General features: G+C 75.8%; 15 protein-coding genes. 5 read left to right on the forward strand and 10 right to left on the reverse strand.

What is annotated here, in order from left to right:
• Positions 1 to 8 precede the first annotated feature (8 nt).
• The 5 genes from Dvina_RS34855 to Dvina_RS34875 all read right to left on the reverse strand — a co-directional run bounded on the left by Dvina_RS34855 (position 9) and on the right by Dvina_RS34875 (position 4,372).
• The gene (locus tag Dvina_RS34855) at positions 9 to 1,136 is read right to left on the reverse strand and encodes a sensor histidine kinase (RefSeq protein ID WP_223093523.1); all 1,128 of its coding nucleotides are present in this window, start codon (positions 1,134 to 1,136) and stop codon (positions 9 to 11) included.
• 20 nt (positions 1,137 to 1,156) lie between these two features.
• Entirely contained in the window at positions 1,157 to 1,879 is a 723-nt protein-coding gene (locus tag Dvina_RS34860; protein WP_223093524.1) for an ABC transporter permease, read from the reverse strand.
• The gene (locus Dvina_RS34865; protein ID WP_223093525.1) at positions 1,876 to 2,769 is read right to left on the reverse strand and encodes an ABC transporter ATP-binding protein; all 894 of its coding nucleotides are present in this window, start codon (positions 2,767 to 2,769) and stop codon (positions 1,876 to 1,878) included. The genes Dvina_RS34860 and Dvina_RS34865 overlap by 4 nt, the downstream gene beginning before the upstream one ends.
• 69 nt (positions 2,770 to 2,838) lie before the next feature.
• Entirely contained in the window at positions 2,839 to 3,540 is a 702-nt protein-coding gene (locus Dvina_RS34870; protein ID WP_223093526.1) for a DUF1775 domain-containing protein, read from the reverse strand.
• A gap of 67 nt (positions 3,541 to 3,607) precedes the next feature.
• On the reverse strand, positions 3,608 to 4,372 hold the full coding sequence (locus tag Dvina_RS34875; RefSeq protein ID WP_223093527.1) for an SDR family NAD(P)-dependent oxidoreductase: 765 nt from the start codon (positions 4,370 to 4,372) through the stop codon (positions 3,608 to 3,610).
• 83 nt (positions 4,373 to 4,455) lie between these two features.
• On the opposite strand from Dvina_RS34875, the gene Dvina_RS34880 reads away from it, so the two are divergent.
• From Dvina_RS34880 to Dvina_RS34890, 3 genes are all read left to right on the forward strand, one after another.
• Positions 4,456 to 4,884, forward strand: coding sequence for a MarR family winged helix-turn-helix transcriptional regulator (locus Dvina_RS34880; protein WP_223093528.1), 429 nt, complete (start codon positions 4,456 to 4,458; stop codon positions 4,882 to 4,884).
• Complete coding sequence (locus tag Dvina_RS34885) at positions 4,877 to 5,785, forward strand: aminoglycoside phosphotransferase family protein (RefSeq protein ID WP_246655519.1); 909 nt, start codon at positions 4,877 to 4,879, stop codon at positions 5,783 to 5,785. Before Dvina_RS34880 ends, Dvina_RS34885 begins: the two co-directional genes overlap by 8 nt.
• A gap of 124 nt (positions 5,786 to 5,909) precedes the next feature.
• Positions 5,910 to 7,736 (forward strand): hypothetical protein, encoded by a 1,827-nt coding sequence (locus tag Dvina_RS34890; RefSeq protein WP_223093529.1) that lies wholly within the window; start codon positions 5,910 to 5,912, stop codon positions 7,734 to 7,736.
• A 75-nt stretch (positions 7,737 to 7,811) separates the two neighbouring features.
• On the opposite strand, the gene Dvina_RS34895 is transcribed toward Dvina_RS34890, so the two are convergent.
• Positions 7,812 to 10,334, reverse strand: coding sequence for a helix-turn-helix transcriptional regulator (locus Dvina_RS34895; protein ID WP_223093530.1), 2,523 nt, complete (start codon positions 10,332 to 10,334; stop codon positions 7,812 to 7,814).
• Between the two features lie 80 nt (positions 10,335 to 10,414).
• Here Dvina_RS34895 and Dvina_RS34900 point away from each other — a divergent pair, with 80 nt between their 5' ends.
• Complete coding sequence (locus tag Dvina_RS34900; protein ID WP_223093531.1) at positions 10,415 to 11,785, forward strand: MFS transporter; 1,371 nt, start codon at positions 10,415 to 10,417, stop codon at positions 11,783 to 11,785.
• Between the two features lie 52 nt (positions 11,786 to 11,837).
• Here the strand turns inward: Dvina_RS34900 and Dvina_RS34905 are convergent, their stop codons facing one another.
• Genes Dvina_RS34905 through Dvina_RS34915 form a run of 3 tightly spaced genes read right to left on the reverse strand, consistent with a single transcriptional unit; the run spans position 11,838 to position 13,301 of the window.
• The gene (locus Dvina_RS34905) at positions 11,838 to 12,026 is read right to left on the reverse strand and encodes an antitoxin (protein WP_223093532.1); all 189 of its coding nucleotides are present in this window, start codon (positions 12,024 to 12,026) and stop codon (positions 11,838 to 11,840) included.
• A complete protein-coding gene (locus Dvina_RS34910; protein ID WP_246655520.1) occupies positions 12,023 to 12,604 on the reverse strand; it encodes a pyridoxamine 5'-phosphate oxidase family protein in 582 nt (193 codons plus the stop codon). Before Dvina_RS34910 ends, Dvina_RS34905 begins: the two co-directional genes overlap by 4 nt.
• A gap of 58 nt (positions 12,605 to 12,662) precedes the next feature.
• Positions 12,663 to 13,301, reverse strand: a complete 639-nt coding sequence (locus Dvina_RS34915; protein ID WP_246655521.1) for a TetR/AcrR family transcriptional regulator — start codon at positions 13,299 to 13,301, stop codon at positions 12,663 to 12,665.
• A gap of 76 nt (positions 13,302 to 13,377) precedes the next feature.
• On the opposite strand from Dvina_RS34915, the gene Dvina_RS34920 reads away from it, so the two are divergent.
• On the forward strand, positions 13,378 to 14,487 hold the full coding sequence (locus Dvina_RS34920) for an FAD-dependent oxidoreductase (RefSeq protein ID WP_223093535.1): 1,110 nt from the start codon (positions 13,378 to 13,380) through the stop codon (positions 14,485 to 14,487).
• Here the strand turns inward: Dvina_RS34920 and Dvina_RS34925 are convergent, their stop codons facing one another.
• On the reverse strand, positions 14,488 to 15,939 hold the full coding sequence (locus tag Dvina_RS34925; RefSeq protein ID WP_223093536.1) for a DEAD/DEAH box helicase: 1,452 nt from the start codon (positions 15,937 to 15,939) through the stop codon (positions 14,488 to 14,490).
• Positions 15,940 to 16,022 lie beyond the last annotated feature (83 nt).

Below are 16,022 nucleotides of genomic sequence, written 5' to 3' on the forward strand. Positions count from 1 at the left end.
CCGGCCGGTCAGCTCGCCGCGGCGCGCAGCAGGAAGCCGCCACCGTCGCGGCGGCCGATGGTCAGGGCGTAGCCGGCCGCGTCGAGGCGTTCGCGGAGGCCGTCGAGGCCGTGGCCGGCGCTCTTCTCGGCGGGCTGGGCGTCGAGGCCGGCCGGGCCGCGGCCGTCGTCGCTGATCTCGACGGCCGCGCGGTCGAGGCGGACCCAGCAGTGCTTGGCCTCGCTGTGCCGCACGACGTTCGTGACGCCCTCGCGGACCACCCAGGCGAACAGCTCCCGGCGGTCCGGGTCGACGGCCTCGCCGGTGACCGGCACGTCGGCCTCGATGCCGGCCGCGTCCAGGGCGCTGCGGGCCGAGGCCAGCTCGGTGGCCAGGGACATCTCGCGGTAGCCGGCGACGGCCGCCCGCACGTCGGTCAGGGCCTCGCGGACCAGCCGCTGGATGTCGGCGAGCTCCGCCTCGGCGCGCTCGGGGGCGAGCTGGACCAGCCGGGCGGCCAGCTCGCTCTTCACGGACACGACTGTCAGCGAGTGGCCGAGCAGATCGTGCATGTCACGGCCGAAGCGGTTGCGCTCGGCCGCGATGGCCAGCCGGGTGATCTCCTCGCGGGCCTCGGCCAGCTGGGCGTTGCGCTGCACGACCCGGGTCACGCCCCACACGGCCAGGGCCGCGACCATGACCGCGAAGAGCAGGTCGATAGTGCCGTCCCAGCCCGGCACGACCCGCGGGAGGATGCCGGCGGTGAGGGCCGAGGCGAACACGACGCTCCAGCCGGCCCGCGGCGGGTAGGTGAACACGGCCATGACGGCGATGTACACCAGCGTGGTGAGCCCGGACTCGCCGACGATCAGGGTCAGGGCCGCGGCGCAGCCGACCATGGCGCCGACCCGCAGGCCGGACGCCGTCGCCGACGGTGGCCGGCCCTCGGACCGGAAGTGCCGGCGGGTGGCCATGAAGCCGGTGAGGTACACCCCGCAGAAGGCAACGGCGGCGACGAGGCCGACGATGCGCTCCCAGGCCTCGGGGCGGTGCCACGCGTCGAGGATCGGGCCGGCCATGTAGAACAGCCAGACCGCGGCCCAGAGCCAGAAGAACCTTCCGGCCCCGAGCACGCGGGCGGGCTGAGCGCTGGACATGCCGAACACGGTATCCGCTCCTACGCGCGGGCGGTGTCCACGCGGAACCGGCGCAGGGCGATGACACCCAGCACGACGGTCCAGCCGAGCAGCACCACGATGGCCTGGGTGTCGATGTGCCCGCCGTCCAGCGGGCTGCGGGCGACCTGGCCGGTCCAGTACGACGGCGTGAACTTGGCGATGACCTGCATGGTGTGCGGCATCAGGTCGACCGGCACCCACAGGCCGCCGAATGCGGCGAGGGTCAGGTTGAGCAGCGCCGAGACCTGCTGGACGCTGTCGGGCTTCGCGAGGTAGCCGACCACGACGCCGAGGGCGGCGAACGGCAGCGACGAGAGCCAGGCGCCCACGAAGCACAGCACCCACTCGGCCGCGGTGAGGCGCACGTGCAGGCCGAGCGCGCCGATCGCGAACGTCACGACGACCGGCGGGATGCCCATGACCAGCGACAGCAGGACCTTGTTCAGCACGTAGGCGGCGGGCGACAGCGGGGTGAGCCGCAGCGTGCGGTTCCAGCCCAGGCCGCGCTCGATGGCGATCGTGCCGCCGGCGAACATCGCGGCCGTCATGGCGCCGAACAGGGCCATGCTGACCATGACGTACTTCTTCGCGTCGGGGTCGTTGCCGACCGAGACCCCGCCGATGATGACGACCAGCAGGGCCGGCATCAGCGTGGAGAAGATCACGGCGCGCTTGTTGCGGATCAGGCGGACCGCTTCGAGGCGGAGGTAGGTGAGGTTCACGCGTGGCTCCCGGCGACGGTCAGGGCGATGAAGGCGTCCTCGAGGTTGCGGCTGGTGACCTCGATGTCGTGCGCGGCGGTGGCGTTGAGCAGGGCGCGCAGTGCGGCGTCGGAGTCGTCGCAGTGCAGCAGCACCGAGTCGCCGCGCGTCTCGACCCGCTCCACACCGGGCAGCCCGGCGAGTCCGGCGAGGTCGGCGCCGGGGATCGTGGCCCGGATCGTGCGCCCGGAGACGGCCGCCTTGATCTGCGCGGAGGTACCGTCGGCGATGACCCGCCCCGAGCGCAGCAGCACGATGCGGTCGGCGTAGTCGTCGGCCTCTTCGAGGTAGTGCGTGGCGAAGAGCACCGTGCGCCCCTGCGCGGTCTCCTCGCGCATCGAGGCCCAGAAGGCGCGGCGCGTCTCGACGTCCATGCCGGTCGTGGGCTCGTCGAGCACCAGCAGCTCGGGGTTGCTGACGAGGGCCATCGCGAAGCGGATCCGCTGCTGCTGGCCGCCGGAGAGCCCGCCGACGCGCTGCTTGGCGAACTCGGCGACCCCGGCCCGCTCGACGACCTCGGCCACCGGCCGCGGGTCGCGCTGCAGGCCGGCGGCGAGGCGCACGGTCTCCTCGGCGGTCAGGTCGGGCAGCAGTCCGCCGGACTGCATGAGCGCGCCGACGGCACCGCGGGCGATCGCCTTGGCCGGGGCCTCGCCGTAGAGGCGGACGTCCCCGGTGTCCGGCCGCGCCAGCCCGAGCAGCATGTCGATGGTGGTGGACTTGCCCGCCCCGTTCGGCCCGAGCAGCGCGACGACCTCGCCCCGCCGGATCGTCAGATCCAGGCCGTCGACGGCGGTGACCGGCCCGAACCGCTTGGTCAGGCCGGTCAGCTGGACTGCTTCGTTCGTCATGCCCTCAGCATGGCCGCGGATCGATCCGGGTGCGGCTGCATCGCGTCACCCGCACCACCATGACATCTGTCATGAGGTCCCGGAGTTGCGCCGCCGATACCGGAAGAACAGCACGGCGGCGAGCGCGACCACGACGACGACGGCGAGGGCGACCCACGGGGCGGAGGAACTGTCGCCCTCGTCGTTCACCGCGTCGGCCGGCTCGGTGATCGCGGTGGTGGCCGCGGCCTCGGTGGTCGGGCCGGCGGCGGCCGAGGTCGCGGGGGCCGACGGGGCGGTAGTGGTCGCCGCGGGCGCGGCGGCGGCCAGCTTGAGCACGGGCGCCGGGTTGTCGGTCCCGGGCGCGTCGATCCACCTGTCGACCTTGCCGTCGGTGTAGTTCACGAGCGTCTTGAACGTGAGCTCCTTGGCGTCGGCCGGAAGCTTCGCGACCTTCACCACGTAGTCGGCGTTCTTCTTGGCGGCCAGGGCCGGCCCGCTGACGGTGTATCCGTCCGCGTCGGCGGCGAGCGTCCAGCCGGTCGGCCCGGAGACGTACGACACGTCGGCCGGTGCGATCCCGGCCGGGAGCGCGACCTTCACCGAGGCGATGCCGGCCTTGGAGCTTTCCCCCTCGGCGCTGAAGGAGACAGTCACGTCGGATGCGCCCGCCTGCGCCTTGTCGGCCTTGACCTCGACGTGGGCGGCGGCGGGCAGGGCGGTGAGCAGAAGTCCGGCCACGGTGGCGGCGAGCACGACCGGCGCGGTTCTCAGAGCACGGCGAATGAGCACGGGACCGATCCTCCACAGACGGCAATGATTGCGGTAGTCGCCGCGCGGAGCGAAAAAGTTCCCGTCGTCATGCGGGCGTGAGGAAGTGGCCGTCGGCGCGGACGAGTTCGCCCGTCACGTTGCCGTTCGCCGACGAGCACAGGAAGACCACGACGCGGGCGATCTCGTCGGCCGTGCTGACCCGGCCGGTGGCGGCGGCGCTCGCGGCGGCGCGGAGCGCCTCGTCCGGGAACTGCCGCTCCCCCGGGACGAACCCGGCCATGACGACGTTGGTGAGCACACCGTCCGCGGCCAGTTCCCGGGACATGGTGCGGGCCAGACCGTGCAGCCCGGACTTCGGCGTCGTGTACGGCGCGCTGCCCGGGCGGCCGTCGACGACGAGCCCGGTGGACACGTGCACGATCCGGCCCCAGCCGCGGGCCCGCATGCCGCCGGCGACGGACTGGGACAACAGATAGGGGCCGAGCAGGTTGGCCGTGAGCGAGTCGCGCATCCGCTGCGCGGGAGCCGTCTCGAAGCGCTCGCCCGGGGCCGGGAACGGCGGCCAGGCCACGGCGTTGTTCACGAGCACGTCGACGCCCCCGAACGCGTCATGCGCCGCGGTCACCGCGGCGGTGACGGAGGACTCGTCGGCCAGGTCGACCCGGACCGCGACGGCGTCGCCGCCGGCCCGCTCGGCGTCGGCCGCCACGGCCTTCGCGCCGGCCTCGTCGCGGTGGTAGCCGACGGCGACCCGGGCCCCCTCGGCCGCGAACGCGATGGCGACTTCCCGGCCGATGTGGCCCGATGCGCCGGTGACGAGCACCCGGCGGCCCTGCAGTCCCAGATCCATGAAAGCCTCCCCGTTCGGAATACTTAGCCGGCTAGATAATTACTTAGCCGGCTAAGTGAAGTCAAGTGGTCTATCGTTCCGGCATGGCACGGGCGGTCGACCGGGAGTACTCGGTGGCGCTGCAGCGGGCGGCCCGGGGTGCGAAGACGGCCTCCGCGGACGCGTTGCGCGCACTGGGGGTGCACATCGGCCAGAACTTCCTGCTCGACCAGTTGTGGCAGCAGGACGCGCTCAGCACCGGCGAGCTGGCCCGGCGCCTCGAGGTCGAGGTGCCGACGATCACCCGGATGACGCAGCGGATGGAGGCGGCCGGCCTGGTCACGCGCGTGCGCGACGAGACCGACAGGCGCGTGGTGCGCATCGAGCTCACGGACCTGGGGCGGTCGCTGCGGACCCGGGTGCCGGAGGCGCTCGACGCCGTCTCGGCGCGGGCGCTGGAGGGCCTGAGCGACGAGGAGTGCCGGCAGCTGATCCGCCTGCTGGAGCACGTGGCCGGGAACCTCCGTGCCTGACGTCCCCGAGGTCGTGCGCCGCAAGGCCGTCGCCGCCGGCGCGCAGGACTGGCTCGACCGGCTGCCCGGGCTCATCGCCTCGCTGGAGCGCGACTGGGAGCTGCGGCTCGGCGCGGTGTATCAGGGGGGCACGGAGGCCCTGGTCCTGGCGGCCGACCTGAGCGACGGCACGCCGGCCGTGCTCAAGCTGCTGATCCCGCGCCCCGGCGACCACGCCCGGCACGAGGCGACGGTGCTGCGGCTGGCCGGCGGCTCCGGCTGCGCCCGGCTGCTGCGGGCCGACCTGGGCCGCTCGGCGCTGCTCCTGGAGCGCCTCGGGCCGGCGTTGTCGGATCTGGCGGTACCCCTGCCGCAGCGTCTGGCGGTGCTCACGGATCTCGCCGCCCAGGTGTGGCGGCCGGCTCCGGACGCGGGCCTGCCGACCGGGCGGCGCAAGGCACGGTGGCTGGCCGAGTTCATCGCGGCCACCTGGGAACGCACGGGCCGGCCGTGCCCGGAGCGCACGGTGGCCCACGCCCTGGACTGCTGTGCCCGCCGGGCCGCCGCCCACGACGACGAACGGGCCGTGCTCGTGCACGGCGACGTACACCAGTGGAACGCCCTGCGCGCGCCCGACGGCACGTTCCGCCTGGTCGACCCGGACGGCCTGCTCGCCGAGGCCGAGTACGACCTCGGCGTCCTCATGCGCGAGGACCCCGAGGACCTGCTGAGCGCCGCCGATCCCCGCGAGCGCTCCCGGTGGCTGGCCCGGCGCACCGGCCGCGACGAGCGGGCCATCTGGGAGTGGGGCAACGCCGAGCGCGTCTCCACCGGCCTCCTGCTCACCGAGATCGGCCTCGAGCCCGTGGCCGGCGACATGCTCGCCGCCGCCACCCGGATCGCCGCCGACGCAAGCGCTTGATGCCACGAACGGGCGACCCCCGTTCGATGGACCGGGCACCCGATACGGCTACGGGCGGTGATCGGCGACCGCACGATTGAGGGGACATTGTCCCGTCCCCCACCGTTTCGGAGCCTCGACGCCGATGCCCTCGAACCGGATGCAGCGGCACGCGGCGCACCGGGCGCTGCGCCGGCGCGCTGATCACCACCTGGATGCCGGCCCCGGCGACCGCGCCGAGGCGCCCGGCCTGCTGGGCCCCGGCGGCGAGCGCGTCGACCCGGCCGCCCTGCTCGACCGCCGTGGCGAGCGGCTCTGGCTGCTCACCGCACCCGGGCTCACCGGGCCCCGACCGCTGCCGTGGCTGCTGCGCGCGGCCTGGCGGCGGGCGGCGGCGGACCCGGCGGCGGCCCAGCGGCCGGTCTACGTCGACCTGGCCCGGCTCGCCGCGGAGGGGCCGGTCACGGCCGACATGGTGCTGCGCGCAATCACGGCCGAGGAGTCGACCGAGCACGGATACCTGGTGCTGCTCGACGGCCTGGACGACGCGGGCGGCGCGGTCCGGGCGGCGGTCGCCGGGCTGCCCGGGCCCCTCGCGCACGCGGCACCGGCCTCGACTGTCGTCACGCTCTCCCACGCCGAGCCTGTCCCCGGTTTCCACATTCCGGCGGTGGTACTGCCGGTCGCCCCCGAAGAGCCGACGAGCGGCACCGGCACCTGGGACACCCTCGGCGACCGCCTGAAGACGCAGCGGCCCTGGCCCGCCCGGCTGCTCACCCAGGCCGTCGACGCCTGCCGGTCGGCCCCGGAGGAGCTGCGCTGGCAGATCATCGACGACCTGGCCGCGCTCCCGGACCGCCGCCTGCTGTTCCAGGCCGCCGTGGCCGCGGGGGCGTGCGACGACGACGGCGTGCGCCGGGCCGCCCGCACCGAGATCGAGTCCCTGGCCGGCACCGCACCGGCCGCCCGCGACCCGCGCTGGCTGTCGCGCCTGCTGACGCTCGTGCCCATGCTCGACGCGGGCGGCCACAGCGACGAGCCCAGCCCCGAGGTCCCGTCCGCCGGTGACGTGCTGCGGCGCATGGCGGCCACCGGCGGCCCGGGCGCGGCCGCGCTGACCCTCCTGGCCCGCCGGGCCCCCGAGACGGCCGTGCTGCTGGCCGAGGCGTCGGGCGACCCACTCGACTACGCGGCCGTGGCCCGGGCCGCCGACGAGCCGCCGGTCCTGCGCACGATCCTGGAGCGCGGCCGCGACCGGCCGGGCTGGCCCACCGCCCTGATCCACCGGGCCCAGCTGGACCGCGGGGTGGCCACGGCGCTGCTGGCCGGCCGCGACCACGACCAGCCGCCGCTGGCCGCCGGGCGGTGGCAGGCGTTGCGGATGACCCGCGGCACCGCCTACGGCCGGCTGCTCGACGACGTCCTGACCCGCCCCTGGACCTGGCCGCCGTACGCCGCCCCGCTCCTGGCGAGCCTGGCCCAGATCCACCCGCCGGCGACCCCGGCCCCGATCGTCCTGGCCGCACTGCCGGGCGCGGCCGCCGGCGCGACCCTCGCCGCGCTGCTGGCCCTGAGCATCGGCCACCTGGCCGCCGGGCACGTCACCCCACCGGCGGCGACGGCCGCGATCGTGGCCGGCCTGGCCGTGGCCGGCGCCGGGCTGACCCGCCGCCTGCGCCAGTGGCACGCCACCCTGCCCGGCGCGGGCGAGACCCCGGCCCCGGTCCGCCGCGAGCACGTCCTGGCCGGCGTGCTGAACCTCGCCGGTCGCCGCCTGACCCCGATCCAGCCGGGCCGCTCGACCGACAACCGCCTGCGCCGCGCCTGCCTGCGCGCCGGGGTCCCCGAGGCCGAGATCACCCACCTGCTGCGCGCCCTGGCCGCCCGCCACGCCCTGCTGGCCGACACGTCGGCGCCCGCCGTCCCGGAGCAGGCCCAGCACACCCACGACGAGCGCGAGCGCCAGCCCTGACCGGCGCCGCGCCCCGGCGCTCCCGTCACCCCGCCCGCGACCCCGCCTTCGCCCCGCGAGTGCGCGCCCGGGCCGTCACAGCGGGAGGGCGGCGAGGTCGGTGCGGGCCGTGACGCCCAGCTTCGGGTATGCCTTGTACAGGTGGTAGGCGACGGTCTTCGGGCTCAGGAACAGCTGGGCGGCGATGTCCTTGTTGGACAGTCCCTGCGCGGCCAGGCGGGCGATCTGCAGCTCCTGCGGCGTCAGCCGGGCCGGGGCCGGCTCCGGGCGGCCGGGGGCCGACGGCAGGCCCGTCGCCTCCAGCTCGGTGCGGGCCCGGGCCGACCACGGGCGGGCCGCGAGCCGGTCGAACGTCTCCAGGGCCGGCTGCAGCAGCGTGCGGGCGTCGGTTCTGCGGCGGGCCCGGCGCAGCCACTCGCCGTACAGCAGCTCGGTCCGGGCCCGTTCGAACGGGCGCGCCGGGAGCTTCAGCGCGAGCCGGAACTCCTGCTCGTCCCCCGACAGCAGCGCGCGGCAGCGGTGGAGCAGGGACTGGGCCCAGGGGCGGCCCGTGCGCTCGGCGAACGCGGCCAGGCGGGCCACGGCCGGGGCGGCCAGCGGGTCCTGGCCGGCGCGCACGGCCGCCTCGACGAGGTCGGGGATGCTGCGGTAGGCGACCACCTGGTGGCCGTACCGCTGCGACTGCAACGGCAGCAGGCGCGGCACGGCGGCCTCGGGGCGGCCGCGGCCCAGGTCGAGCAGGCCGAGCGCCCACTGCGTCCAGGGGTGGCCGGCCGGCTCGGCGCCGGGAGCGGCCGCGGCCAGGGCGTCGGCGGCCGCGGCCCGGCACGCGTCGTCGTCGCCGGCCAGGGCGTGCAGCACGGCCGCGACCGCGGACAGCTGCCCGACCCACAGCGCCTGCCCGGTGTCGCGGGCCAGCTCCAGGCCCTCGTGCACGCTCACGGCCGCGTCACGGTGCCGCCCCGCGAACAGCTCGGCCTCGGCCAGGTAGAACAGCAGCGTCGGCAGCAGCCCGGCGAGCCCGTCGGCCCGGCTGCGGGTCACCAGCGCGGCGGTCAGCTCGTGCGTCTCGGTGTCCTGGCCGGCGACGAAGCCGAACCCGCACAGCTCGACCAGGTCCCGCGGGGCCACGGCGGGGTCGTGGGCGGTGCGCCGGTCGGCGACCGGTGGGAGGGGGCGGTCCCGGGCGGCGGCGACGATGTAGCGGGCGACCGGGTCGTCGTCGGACGCCGCGAGCCGGTCGAGGCACTCGCCGATGGTGGGCTCGCCCAGGTACCAGGCCGGGTGCAGCGCGGCCCGGTGGTTGCCGCCGTAGGCCATGAGGTCGTACGCGGCCCGGAAGTTGCCCTGCCAGAACCAGGCCACGCCCTCCACCAGGCCGACCCGGCCCAGGAACGCCGGGTCCGGGTCCAGCCCGCCGGCCCGCTCGGCGAGGCGCACGGCGGCGCTGTGCGCGCCCGCGTGCAGCCCGTTCTCGGCGGCCAGCAGGAGCCGCCGGGCCTGGGCCCGCGCGTCAGTGCTGAGCTCGGCCGCCCGCTCGTACGCGGCCGCCGCCGCGCCGTAGCCGCCGCGCGCCCGGGCCGCGCCGGCCGACGCTTCGAGCAGCGCCGCGACCTCGTCGTCGGGCCCGGTCGCGGCCGCGGCCCGGTGCCAGGCGTGCCGGTCGGCCGACCGGGGCCCGCTCAGCGCATCGGCGAGCGCGCGGTGGGCGGCCACCCGCTCGGCGAGGGACGCCCCGTTGTACACGGCGGCCCGCACGAGTGGGTGCCGGAACCGGATGCGCCCGTCGCCGGCCTCGATCAGCCGCGCCTCCTCGGCCGGCCGCAGGTCCTCGGCGGAGGCCAGCCGCAGCACGGGCCCGAGCTCGCCGGAGTCGTCGGCGGCCGCCAGCAATAGGGCCGCCCGCGTCGGCGGCGGGAGGGCGGCGACCTGGGCCCGGAACGCTTCGGGCGGCGCCCCACCGGTCAGCAGTGCGAGCGGGTTTCCCCTGGCCAGCGCCGTCTGCTGGGCCTGGACCGCCGGTGGCGTGCCGGCACCGAGGAGCCGCACGGCGTCGGCGTCGGCCAGCCCTTCGAGCTCGAGTGACGGCACCCCGGGCGCGGGGAACGAGCCGTCCCGGGCGGCGAACACGATAGCGATGCACTCGGCCCCGAGCCGCCGGGCCGCGAACAGCAGCGCGTCGGCGGACACGGAGTCCAGCCACTGCGCGTCGTCGACGAGGCACACGACGGGCTCGCCGTCCGCGAGCAGCGACAGCACCGCCAGCCCGACGAGCAGCCGGTCACCCTGCTGCGGCGGGCCGAGGCCGAAGGCGCCGGCCAGGGCGGCCCGCTGCGGGGCCGGGAGGGCGTCCAGGCGGTGCAGGACCGGGCGCAGCAGCTGGCTCAGGGCCGCGAACGGCAGGTCGGCCTCGAACTCGGCGCCGGCCGCCCGCAGTACCGTCGCCCCCGCAGCGGGCACGGTCGCCACCCAGTCCAGCAGGGCCGTCTTGCCGATGCCCGGGTCACCGCGCAGGACGAGGGCGCCACCCGTGCCGTCCCGGGCCGCCTCGACGAGGGCGGCCAGGCGCGCCTGCTCCTGGGACCGGCCGACCAACACGGGACCGACCCTACCGCCGGGCCCGATTACCTAAGCGTTGCGGATTCGGACCGGGTGTGCCAATCCCTAGCGTCGGCGCCATGACGAGTACCGCGATCTCCGCCCCGCCGGCCGCGAGCCCGGCCGTGCCCCGGGGCGTGCTGCCCGCACTGCTCACCGTGACGTTCCTGACCGCGCTCGACTTCTTCATCGTCAACGTGGCGCTGCCGTCGATCCAGCTCGACCTGGGTGCGGGCCCGGCCGCGCTGCAGTGGGTGGTGGCCGGGTTCGGCCTGGCGCTGGCGGCCGGCCTGATCATCGGCGGGCGCCTGGGCGACCTGTACGGCCGGCGCCGGGTGCTGGCCGCCGGGCTGGGAACGTTCACAGTCGCGTCGGCGCTGTGCGGCCTCGCCCCGGGCGCCGGCCCACTCATCGCCGGCCGGGTGCTGCAGGGCGTCGGCGCGGCGCTGATCATGCCGCAGACCCTGGCCATCCTGCGCACAGCCGTGCCGGCCGCCGCCCAGCCGCGGGCCTTCGCCCGCTATGCGCTCACCCTCGGCCTCGGCGCGGTCTTCGGCCAGGTGGTCGGCGGTGTGCTGATCCGCGCGGACGTGCTCGGCCTGGACTGGCGGGCCTGCTTCCTGATCAACCTCCCGGTCGGCGCGGCGGCCCTGGTGATGCTGCGGGCCGTCCCCGAGTCGCGGGGCGGCGGGACCCGGCTCGACCTGGCCGGGGCCGGGCTGGTGACGGCGGCGCTCGTCGCGCTCGTGCTGCCGCTGATCCAGGGGCGCGAGCAGGGCTGGCCGGTGTGGACGTGGGTGAGCCTGGCGCTGGCGGCCGGGCTGCTCGCGGCGTTCGCCGCCCTGCAGCGGGCCCGGACCGAGCCGCTCATCCACCCCGGGCTGTTCAAGGGCCGGGCGTTCGCCGCGGGCCTGGTCGCGGTGCAGGCGTTCTGGATGGGGCAGGCGTCGTTCTTCCTGGTCCTGGCGCTGTACCTGCAGTCCGGGCGCGGGCTGTCGGCCCTGGAGTCGGGCGCGGTGTTCATGGCCGTCGGCGCCGGGTATCTGCTGACGTCGCTGCACGCGCACCGGGTCGCGGCCCGGCTGGGGCGGGCGACTGTGGCGGTGGGCGCCCTGGTCATGGCGGCCGGGCTCGGCGCGATGGCGCTCGCGGCCGGCAGCGCGCTGGGCTGGCTGCTGCCCGGGCTGGCCCTGGAGGGGCTGGGCATGGGGCTGGCCCTCGCACCGCTGACGACGCTTGCCCTGTCGACCGTGCCGGCACAGCACACGGGGTCGGCCTCGGGTGTGCTGGCGACCGTGAACCAGACGGGCAACGCGCTCGGGGTGGCGCTCATCGGGATCGTGTTCTATCCGGCCGCCACGATCGCTGGCGGCTTCCGGGCGAGTCTCGTGGCGCTCGTGGTGCTGGAGGTGGCGCTCGCGCTGCTGACCCGGCTGCTGCCGCGCCGTTGAACGCGGCGGGCCTCCGCGGGTACACCTGCGGAGGCCCTTGGCATCGGCAGTGTCAGGCCGGCCGGGTGGTGTCACCCTCGCCCGTGCGCTCCTGGGCGAAGTCGACGCCCTTGTCGATGTGCTCGCTGTACTTGTTGCCGGTCTTGTCGTCGGCGAAGTCACCGATCTTGTCCAGCGCCTGGTCGACCTTCTCGTCGTGCTGGTCGGCCAGGTCCTTGACCTTGTCGAAGAAGCTGCTCATCGCCCCACCGTACCCAACTGCTCGGCCGCGGCACCGAAGAAGTCACCGCCCTTGCGGTGGACGTCGTCGGTGCCCCACGCCCGGTCCTCGGCGGTGACCTTGCGCAGCCGCGGGACGTGCTTGGCGCAGTGGATGTACGCCTCCTCGACGAACACGTTCACCCAGCGCTCGGCCCGCCGGCCCGGCACCTGGTCGGCCGGCAGCTGCGGGTAGTCGCGGCGCATCTGCGGGTCGGAGGCGACGGTGGCGTGGCCGTTCACGTGCAGGCCGATCACGTCCCGGCAGAAGTCCATGAACAGCAGCCCCACGTTCGGGTTCTCCACCAGGTTGCCGACGCTGGCCATGACGCCGTTGCCGCGGTACTCCGGCCACGCCAGCCGCCCCGGCGCGAGCACCGTCACGAAGCCGGGCGGCCCGGCCCGGAACGTGCAGTCGCAGTGCCCGAGCGCGTCGGCGGTGGACACGAACATCATCTCCTGCCGCCCGACGAACTCGGCCATCTGCTCGTTGAGGGCCGGCAGCACCTGTTGCCGGTAGAAGCGCTCGGCCCGCTCCACCGTGCCCGCTCGTTCCTGCATCAGCCGTTCGCCGGCCGATCCCGTCACCAGTCCGTGATCGCCTCCCATTTGACGAGGATCACACGTTGGGGTCTCCGATTTGTCGCACATCGTGTGCGATCCATGGACGCAGCGCGACTGATGTGGCGTGCTCAACGGCCTTCTGCACGACCGCCGGGTCGTGGTTGGTGCCGTCCGGCCCGTCGTCGCCCAGCAGTGCGTGCAGTGCGCCGGTGACCGCGCCGACGAATGCGCCGACGAGCGCGCCGGCCAGGACCGGGTCGAGCTCGTCGGGGTACGCGGCGGCCAGGTGCCGGGCGAGCTCCTGCTGCATGTCCATCTGGGTCTGCAGGCCCTTCCCGCGCACGGACGGGATCTCGGCGATGAACCGCAGCCGCAGGGCGGCCAGCCGCCCCGACAGGTCGTCGCTGTCCTCGCCGACGATCGTGAGGGCCCGCAGCAGCACCTCGGCCGGCCGGTCGCCCGGTGCCCGCTGCGCGATCGCCCGGATCGCCGCCTCCAGCCGCCGGTCGGTCTCGGGGAAGAGCACGTCCTCCTTGCTGGCGAAGTAGCCGAAGAAGGTCCGGGTGCCGATCTCCGCCGCGGCCGCGATGTCGGCGATCGTCGTCTGCTCGTAGCCGTGGCGCTCGAACAGCTCGGTGGCCGCGGCCACGATGGCCTGCCGGGTCCGGGCCCGCTTGACATCCCGCAGCGACATGCCGCCGAGCATATCGCACCGAGTGTTGACTTGCACTCATTGCAAACTTGCACTGAGTGCGAGTAACGTCGCCGCCATGAAGCCTTCAGTGCTCATCTCCGGCGCCGGCGTGGCCGGCTCCACCGCCGCCTACTGGCTCGCCCGGCACCGCTACCGGGTCACGGTCGTCGAGCGCTCGGCCGCGCAGCGCTCCAGCGGCAACCCGGTCGACGTGCGCGGACCGGCCATCCCGGTCGCCCGGGACATGGGCGTCGGCGCGGCGCTGCGGGCGCGGGCCACGCACGCCGACGGCATGCGCGTGCTGGACCGGGCCGGGCGCACGGTCGCCACGCTGCCCATGCAGACCGAGGAGGGCGCGCTGGAGATCCCGCGGGCCGACCTCGCCGCAGTGCTCTACGACGCGGCCCGCGACGGCGCCGACTTCCGCTTCGACGACCAGGTCACTGCGCTGTCGTCCGGCCCGGGCGGCGTCGACGTCACGTTCGAGCGGGCCGCCCCGGAGCACTTCGACCTGGTCATCGGGGCCGACGGCGTGCACTCGGCCGTGCGCCGGCTCGCCTTCGGCCCGGAGAGCGACCTCGTGCACCACCTCGGCGTGTGGGTGGCGACACTGCCGCTCGGCGAGCCGGCCGACGACCCGCGCCACGCCCTGCTGTACAACGAGCCCGGCCGCCTGACCTCGATCCACCCGGCCCGGGGCGACGCCCTCGTCGCGTTCATCTTCCGCGGCCCGGCCCGCCCCGGCCTGGACCACCGCGATACGGAGGCCCACCGCCGGATCATCGCCGCGGCCTACGCGGGCGCCGGCTGGCGGGTGCCGGCACTGCTGGCCAAACTGCCCGGCGCCGATGTGTACTTCGATGCCGTGAGCCGCGTCCAGCTGCCCGTCTGGACCAGGGACCGGATCACCCTCGCCGGCGACGCCGCGTCGTGCGTCTCGCTGTTCGGCGACGGCTCCAGCCTGGCGATGGCCGGCGCGCACACCCTGGCCACCGCCCTGGCCGCCGCGGGCTCCGACGTGGCCGCGGGGCTGCGGCGATACGAGGCCGAGCACCGGGTCCGCACGGACGCGAAGGTCCGCCGGGCCGGGCGCGCGGCCGCCCTGGTGGTCCCGAAGAGCCGCCTGGGTCTGGCCGTGCGCAACGCCGGCGCCCGCCTCATGGGCCGGGCCGAGGCCCGGTCCTGATCAGCGCCCGCCGCGCCGGGAGCTCGGCCGGGCCCGTGCCGAGAAGGCCGCCGCACCGGTGCGCGGCGAGGCCGCCGCGGCCGGGCTGGCGGTCGCGGTGGCGCCGGCGGTGCGGCCGGTGCCGGTCCGGGTGGTGGCGGTCCGGGCGGTGGTCTTGGAGCTGTGGCGCCGTCCCCGGCGGCCGGCGCCGGCCGGCTTGTCGCCCCGGCCCTCGGCCGGCTGCGGCGCGGCGGAGAGCACCGGCGGGGTGAGCGTCCGCTCACCGGGCGCGAGGGTCTGCAGGAGCGCGTCGCCCGGGCGCAGGCGGGTGGTGGTCGCCGAGATCCCGGCCTTGCGGGTCAGTTCCCGCACGTCGGTGGCCTGACCGTCGGTCATGAGCGTGACGACCGTGCCGGACGCGCCGGCCCGGGCGGTGCGCCCGGAGCGGTGCAGGTAGGCCTTGTGCTCGGCCGGCGGGTCGGCGTGCACGACGAGGGCCACCTCCTCCACGTCGATGCCGCGGGCGGCGATGTCGGTGGCGACGAGGGTGCGCACCTGCCCCTCCGAGAACGCCCGCAGGTTGCGGTTGCGGGCGACCTGGGCGAGGTTGCCGTGCAGCTCCACGGCCGACACGCCGGCCTCGACCAGCCGCCGGGTGAGCAGCTTCGCGCCCCGCTTGGTGCGGGTGAACACGACCGTGCGGCCCGGCGCCGCGGTGAGCTCGACGAGCACCGGGAAGCGGTCGTCGGCGCGCACGTGCAGCACGTGGTGCGTCATCGCCGCGACCGGCGAGCGGTCCGAGTCGACGCTGTGCACGACCGGGCTGGACAGGAACTGCCGGACCAGCACGTCGACGCCGGCGTCCAGCGTGGCCGAGAACAGCAGCCGCTGCCCCCCGCGCGGGGTCTTCTCCAGCAGCCGCCGCACGACCGGCAGGAAGCCGAGGTCGGCCATGTGGTCGGCCTCGTCGAGCACGGTGATCTCGACCGCGTCCAGGCGGGCGTGGCCGGCCTCGACGTGGTCGGCCAGCCGGCCCGGGCAGGCCACGAGGACGTCGACGCCGGCGCGCAGGGCGGCGATCTGGGGGCGGGCGGCGACGCCGCCGAAGACGGTGGCGGTCCGCAGCGACAGCGCCTCGGCCAGCGGGGCCATCACGGCCTCGATCTGGGTGGCGAGCTCGCGGGTGGGTGCCAGGATCAGCGCCCGGGGCCGGCCGGCGCGCCGGGGCGCGGCACTGGCGGCCAGGCGGGTGAGGACGGCCAGGGCGAAGGCGTAGGTCTTGCCCGAGCCGGTGCGGCCGCGGCCGAGGACGTCGCGGCCGGCGATGGCGTCGGGCAGGGTCGCGGCCTGGATCGGGAAGGGCCGCTCGACGCCGGCCGCGGCCAGCACCCGCACGAGCGGGTCGGGCACGCCGAGGCCGCCGAAGGTGTCGGTGTCGATCGAGGTGGGTCGAGCAGGGCGGCGTACCGCCATGTTGGGGGCTCCGAACGTCGAAGGGGATGCCCCGGCCCGGCGCTGACCCGGCGGGTCGCGGCGCGTGGCGCAAAGACATCGAA

It is taken from the genome of Dactylosporangium vinaceum (assembly GCF_019904175.1).
Lineage (GTDB): Bacteria > Actinomycetota > Actinomycetes > Mycobacteriales > Micromonosporaceae > Dactylosporangium > Dactylosporangium vinaceum.

Excerpts from the sequence above, each read along its gene's own strand:
- Dvina_RS34875 (WP_223093527.1), bottom strand. The coding sequence starts at position 4,372 with ATGGATCTGGGACTGCAGGGCCGCCGGGTGCTCGTCACCGGCGCATCG.
- Dvina_RS34880 (WP_223093528.1), top strand. The coding sequence starts at position 4,456 with ATGGCACGGGCGGTCGACCGGGAGTACTCGGTGGCGCTGCAGCGGGCG.
- Dvina_RS34865 (WP_223093525.1), bottom strand. The coding sequence starts at position 2,769 with ATGACGAACGAAGCAGTCCAGCTGACCGGCCTGACCAAGCGGTTCGGG.
- Dvina_RS34925 (WP_223093536.1), bottom strand. The coding sequence starts at position 15,939 with ATGGCGGTACGCCGCCCTGCTCGACCCACCTCGATCGACACCGACACC.
- Dvina_RS34915 (WP_246655521.1), bottom strand. The coding sequence starts at position 13,301 with ATGTCGCTGCGGGATGTCAAGCGGGCCCGGACCCGGCAGGCCATCGTG.
- Dvina_RS34910 (WP_246655520.1), bottom strand. The coding sequence starts at position 12,604 with ATGCAGGAACGAGCGGGCACGGTGGAGCGGGCCGAGCGCTTCTACCGG.
- Dvina_RS34920 (WP_223093535.1), top strand. The coding sequence starts at position 13,378 with ATGAAGCCTTCAGTGCTCATCTCCGGCGCCGGCGTGGCCGGCTCCACC.
- Dvina_RS34900 (WP_223093531.1), top strand. The coding sequence starts at position 10,415 with ATGACGAGTACCGCGATCTCCGCCCCGCCGGCCGCGAGCCCGGCCGTG.
- Dvina_RS34855 (WP_223093523.1), bottom strand. The coding sequence starts at position 1,136 with ATGTCCAGCGCTCAGCCCGCCCGCGTGCTCGGGGCCGGAAGGTTCTTC.
- Dvina_RS34890 (WP_223093529.1), top strand. The coding sequence starts at position 5,910 with ATGCCCTCGAACCGGATGCAGCGGCACGCGGCGCACCGGGCGCTGCGC.
- Dvina_RS34905 (WP_223093532.1), bottom strand. The coding sequence starts at position 12,026 with ATGAGCAGCTTCTTCGACAAGGTCAAGGACCTGGCCGACCAGCACGAC.